The sequence below is a fragment of the Leisingera sp. XS_AS12 genome (assembly GCF_041224635.1).
In the GTDB taxonomy this organism is placed as follows: Bacteria; Pseudomonadota; Alphaproteobacteria; order Rhodobacterales; family Rhodobacteraceae; genus Leisingera.
This window is the reverse complement of record NZ_JBGFGM010000015.1, coordinates 1-5,451: the sequence shown is the minus strand read 5'-3', so window position 1 is coordinate 5,451 and position 5,451 is coordinate 1. Positions and strand designations below refer to the sequence as shown.

Genomic DNA, 5,451 nt, shown 5'->3' with positions numbered 1-5,451 from the left:
AAGGGGCATGACGGTCTCGCGGCGCTGGTTCAGTCGACGCTTGCCGAGGATCCGTTCACGGGCACGGTCTTCGTGTTCCGGTCGAAGCGCGCCGACCGGTTGAAGATCCTGTTCTGGGACGGCAGCGGGCTCGTGATGGCCTACAAACGGCTGGAAGAAAGCACCTTCACCTGGCCTGCGATCAGGGATGGGGCCATGACGCTGAACCGGGCACAGTTCGAGGCCCTGTTTGCCGGCCTGGACTGGCGCCGTGTGCGATCGCTGGAGGTGCGCAGACCAGCTGTGGCAGAGTGACTCGCCCCAGGGAATGATAGGGCATCGACGCATTTGGCGCGGTATAATCCGCGCATGTCCAGCACCCCGCCCCTCGACCTTTCCGCGATCCCCGAGAGCCAGCGCGCGGCCGTTCTGGCGCTGCTTCAGGAGAACGGCGCGTTGAAGGATGCCAACCGGCGGCTCGAGCATCTCGTGGCTGAGCTGAACCATGTCGTGCATGGCAAACGGTCCGAGAAGCTGAGTGATGACGACCGGCAGTTGGCCTTCGAAGACCTGGAAACCGCAGTCGCGGAGGTCGAGACCCGCAAGGAGCAGACCGCGCCATCCACCAGGACCCCGCGCGCGACACGGCAGCGCAATCTCGGCCATCTGCCCGCGGACCTGCCGCGCATCGAGCGTATCATCGAACCGGCGAGCCTTGAGTGCCCGTGTGGGTGCGGCCGCATGCACCGGATCGGCGAGGATCGGACCGAGCGGCTGGACATCGTGCCTGCGCAGCTTCGGGTGCTGGTCGACATCCGGCCGAAGTATGCCTGCCGCATCTGCTCGGATGGGGTCATTCAGGCTGTCGCCGCACCCCGGCTGATCGAAGGCGGGCTGCCGACCGAAGGGGCCATCGCACATGTCCTGGTGTCCAAGTTCGCGGACCACCTGCCGTTTTACAGACAGAGCCAGATCCTTGCCCGCTCCGGCATCCAGATCGACCGCAGCACCCTGGCGGACTGGGCTGGCACAGCGGCCTTCCACCTCGGCCCCGTGGTCGACCGGCTGGCGGAACACATCAAGTCCTCCGGAAAGCTGTTCATGGATGAGACCACGGCTCCGGTCCTCGACCCCGGACGCGGCCGAACCAAGACCGGCTACCTCTGGGCGCTTGCCCGGGATGATCGTGGATGGGGCGGCGATGACCCGCCCGGCGTGGTCTTCACCTATTGCCCAAGCCGTGCTGGCGCCCATGCCGAGCAGATCCTGCAGGGCTTCGATGGCATCCTGCAACTGGATGGCTATACCGGTTATGACCGGCTGACGCGCCCCTCCCGCAAGGGCGGCGCGCCGATCACGGTGGCCCACTGCTGGGCGCATGCGCGGCGCAAGCTGAAGGAGGTCTTCGACCGCGACGGCTCGGAAATCGCCGCCGAGGGCCTGCGCCGGATCGCTGAGCTCTACCGCATCGAGGTCGAGATCCGGGGCATGGGCCCGGGCCAACGTCTGTCGGCCCGTCAGGCCCGCAGCGCGCCCCTCGTGGCCGAGTTCGGTGATTGGCTTCAGGCGCAGCGTCTGCGTATCTCGGCCAAGTCGCGCCTCGGCGAGAAGCTGACCTACATCCACCGCCAGTGGGGCGGCCTGCAGACCTTCCTCCGCGACGGCCGCGTCGAGATGGACTCCAACGCCGTCGAAAACCTGATCCGCCCGATCGCCCTGACAAGAAAGAACGCACTCTTCGCCGGCCACGACGAGGGCGGCCGCACCTGGGCCCGCATCGCCTCCCTGATCGCCACCGCGAAGATCAACGGCGTGGAGCCCTTCGCCTACCTCAAGGCGACCCTCGAAGCGATCGCCTCCGGTCACCCGGCCAGCAAGATCGACGAGCTGCTGCCCTGGAACTTCACCACGTCAAGCTGATCCCGCGTGGGGCGCAGACAGCGCTTACACCTCACAGACGTTTTCTCGGAGATTGCTGCCGAACTCATCATTCTTGCACCAGACCACTCAGAGCTTGCTGCAGAGTATTTGGAAGGCTGGTGGTTAAATCGGATCAGCCAGCACCTTATGGGACTCGAGGACAAGGGCATCCCTGTACAGCACGTAATCCTCAAGGCCCACGAAATTGGCAAATCGTTGTCTGAAGGGGCTTTGCCAATCGATGATCCAAACGAACTCAAAGTCAAAAAGTACAGCGACGACGACGAGTCCCGGCTGTTTGTGCGGCAGATGCGGGCAATCCAGCTTACTGATGGCATGGTTCGGAATGCCACCTCTGACTTTTACCGCGCCTATGCGCAACGATCCCGATGGAGCAGAGAGAACCTGATACTGGAAGACGAACTGTCCGGGTATGATTCGAAGCTTGAGGATTCCTGGCGGCGAAGGTTCGAATCTGAACTACTGATGGAGAATGCCGCGAGTAGCATGGAAAAAGTCATGCTTGGCAGACGAGTTTTTCTTTGGGCCACGCAGGAATCCACGCCCCTTCGAAACGTGGTTGAGAAGTGGATCACCGCCGGCTCCTACCACGGTCTTGCCGATCAGAAGAAAGTTAGATGGCACCCCGAATTCGGTGATCCTGTCGAGCCGTCTCAGGAGCAGGAAGATGAGTAAGGCTTGGAAAAATCGCCCCCGTGAAGAAAGCTACACCTTCAACCCAGCCTTTCTATCCTCGCTAATGTGCGATTACGTGCGAGAGTTTTGCAAAGCCAAGGGGGAGGCTTGTCCAATCACCTACATCTACCTTTTCCCTGCGCTTTCTTTGCACAGGCAGACACGAAATCGACTTCCGCGCCGCACAGTAACTTCCCTCTACGAGTGGATTCAAGAAAACGAGGATGTCTTGGTTGATCTTCCCAGACGTTGCAGGGCGCTCTTGCCACTGCTCCGGGACGGGGCAAAGTTTGCGCTGCACCAACAAGTACTTGAGTTCGGGGAAGAGCATAGGATGGTGATCGGTTCGCAGAAGGGACACTTCACGCCAGGATTTTTGGGCACAGTGTCTAGCGACGTGAACGAAGCCGTAGCTGCAACTCGTTTCTTGGCTAAGTGGTTTGCGAAATCTGGGTCGGAAACGTCAGTCCTCTCAGGATGGGGAGTAAGACCATGAGCTTTATTATCAGAAGCATTGTCGTATACAGCCACACAGGTGAAGCTCGACCCATTCATCTCAATTCCAACGGGCTGACCATCATCACAGGCAAATCAAAAACGGGCAAGTCGGCCATAATCGATATTATCGATTATTGCCTTGGCAGTGGAAGCTACAACGTCGCAGAAGGCGTTATTCGCAAGAAGGTTTCCTGGTTCGGATTACACCTCGAAAACAACGGAGATGAGGTTTTCATTGCCCGAGATAATCCTGGAACAGGTGCCTCAACTGGCTCCAAGGTTTTCTTCAGGCGAGGATTGCTCGAAGAGTGGCCGAGTATCGATGAGATTTCCAAGAACACGACAGAAACGAGTCTCAAGACTTTTATGACTCAGTTTGCAGGCATCGCCGAGAACGAGCACCGACCTGTATCTGGGACCCGAGACCCGCTGAGTGCCAACATTTCCCACGCACTATTTCTGTGCTTTCAGCCACAAGGGGTGGTTGCCCGTAAGGACCAATTGTTTAATCGCATGGATGACACGTTCCGAGCACTGGCGTTGCGGGACACTCTCCCATACTTCCTCGGTGCCGTGGATGAAGAGCACTTCAGGTATTTGGCCGAGCTTGATGAACTACGGAAGCAATTGCGAATTCTGGAAGCTCAGAAGAACAAGCAGCTTCAGGCCATCGAAGTAAGCAGATCACGGGTCACACGTTTGGTGAATGACGGCAAGCGAGTTGGTTTGATCCCTCAGGACTACCAAGCCGTTGACGACACCGTTTTTGATTACTTATCGCAAATCGCACAAACGGACGTTGAGGAGCCTGTAGGATACCAAGACTTCGGCGATACAATACAGCAACTAGAGGACGAACGGCGGTCAATTTGGAATCGCATTGAGGAATTATCGAATGATCGCTCAGCAACTGAAGCATTTCTTTCAGCTCAAACAGACTATGGCAAAGAAGTCTCAGAGCAAAAATCTAGACTGAGCAGCATCGGCATTTACAAAGAACCGCTTGGCGACAGAAAGATTTGCCCGCTATGCGAGACACCTCAAGACAACCCGACTCCAAAGCTGGCGGAGATCAACCAAGCCCTCGATGACGTTGAGCTTCAACTGCAGTCCGTGCACAAAGAAAGTCCTCATTTGCTCTCCCACATCGCCTTGCTTGAAGAGAAGATCCAGGGGCTAAGTATTGACCTGCGAGAAGTGTCCCGAGAATTGCGAAGAGCTGTCGCATCGGACGAACAGGCAAGAGCTGCCCAAGAACAGCTTGTGGCTCGGGCACGCTATGTTGGCCGCCTATTGAACTTTTTGGAAACTGTATCGCCTGAAGAAGATGAGAGTTTTGATGAAGCCGAACTTGATCGTGCCAAGCAACTCATAACCACCGTTCTTGCAAAGCTTCGGTCCGAAGAAACAGAATCGAAAATCACAACCTTCCTAGACTTCATAAGTCAGAAAATGACGGAGTACTCCAGTATGCTGAACCTGGAGTACCAGGGCAGTTCGCTCCGGCTTGACGTCAAGAAACTTACAGTAGTTGCTAACACTGAAGACGGCCCCATTCCTCTTAGCCGAATGGGAAGCGGTGAGAACTGGGTTGGTTACCATGTCTTGGCACACCTTGCGCTGCACTGGTGGTTTCGCAAGCGCCATAGGCCGGTACCGGCCTTCTTGGTTCTCGATCAGCCCACACAAGCTTACTATCCACCTGATGCGAAGGATGGTTCACTGGATGAAATCGACATTGATGAAGACAGGCGCGCGGTTCAGTCCCTTTTTGAATTGATGCACCGGGCTTGCCAAGAGATCGAGGCACCCTTTCAGCTCATCGTCCTGGACCACGCTCACTTGAGAACCGAATGGTTTGAGAGGGCCATTTCAGAGGAGTGGCGTGGTGAAAATGCCCTCATCCCGGCTAGTTGGCCTGAGGGGTAGTTAACGTGACAAGCTTCATTGAAAAATTTGAAAAGAGGTTTGCCTGTCTCTGACCGATGAATGCAATTGCCAACCTTCAATAGCTTTGCGGCAGCATAATCATAGGGCTCTCTGCGGCAGCAGCGAACTGAGCCGGAGCAGGTAGGGGCTAATCCTGCTGCCCCTGTGGCGAGTGGTCGCCTGAAGTTGTGCCCCTGCTACGCGATCTAGACCAAATTTCCTGGTTAGTGCAGGATGTCATTGGCTTGCTGTTTCTGTCATTGTACTCTCTTTCTTGGTGAGTGAGATGTAAGCGGCGTCTCGACCCCACGTTGCTGCTGATGGCTTCGGCTGCGAAGTGATCTCCATCTCATGATGGGGAGTGCGTTTCGCAATGTGTGCTACAAATTCGTTTCTCAAATCGCTGGGCGTCGAGATCTACGCGTCGGG

Annotated in this window: 5 protein-coding genes; all 5 read left to right on the top strand. The window is 56.9% G+C overall.

The window, feature by feature from the left end:
• Positions 1-294 (top strand): IS66 family insertion sequence element accessory protein TnpB (gene tnpB, locus AB9K35_RS00105; RefSeq protein ID WP_369923901.1); only part of this gene is annotated, 294 nt, incomplete at its 5' end.
• 54 nt (positions 295-348) lie between these two features.
• Complete coding sequence (locus AB9K35_RS00100) at positions 349-1,899, top strand: IS66 family transposase (protein WP_369923899.1); 1,551 nt, start codon at positions 349-351, stop codon at positions 1,897-1,899.
• 6 nt (positions 1,900-1,905) lie between these two features.
• On the top strand, positions 1,906-2,595 hold the full coding sequence (locus AB9K35_RS00095) for an ABC-three component system protein (RefSeq protein ID WP_369923898.1): 690 nt from the start codon (positions 1,906-1,908) through the stop codon (positions 2,593-2,595).
• Positions 2,588-3,091, top strand: coding sequence for a three component ABC system middle component (locus tag AB9K35_RS00090; RefSeq protein ID WP_369923897.1), 504 nt, complete (start codon positions 2,588-2,590; stop codon positions 3,089-3,091). The genes AB9K35_RS00095 and AB9K35_RS00090 overlap by 8 nt, the downstream gene beginning before the upstream one ends.
• Positions 3,088-5,022 carry a DUF3732 domain-containing protein gene (locus AB9K35_RS00085; protein WP_369923896.1) on the top strand — a complete coding sequence of 645 codons (1,935 nt, stop codon included), beginning with the start codon at positions 3,088-3,090 and terminating at the stop codon, positions 5,020-5,022. The genes AB9K35_RS00090 and AB9K35_RS00085 overlap by 4 nt, the downstream gene beginning before the upstream one ends.
• The last annotated feature ends 429 nt before the right edge of the window (positions 5,023-5,451 follow it).

Coding starts and splice junctions, on each gene's coding strand:
- AB9K35_RS00100 (WP_369923899.1), top strand. CDS start 349: ATGTCCAGCACCCCGCCCCTCGACCTTTCCGCGATCCCCGAGAGCCAG.
- AB9K35_RS00090 (WP_369923897.1), top strand. CDS start 2,588: ATGAGTAAGGCTTGGAAAAATCGCCCCCGTGAAGAAAGCTACACCTTC.
- AB9K35_RS00085 (WP_369923896.1), top strand. CDS start 3,088: ATGAGCTTTATTATCAGAAGCATTGTCGTATACAGCCACACAGGTGAA.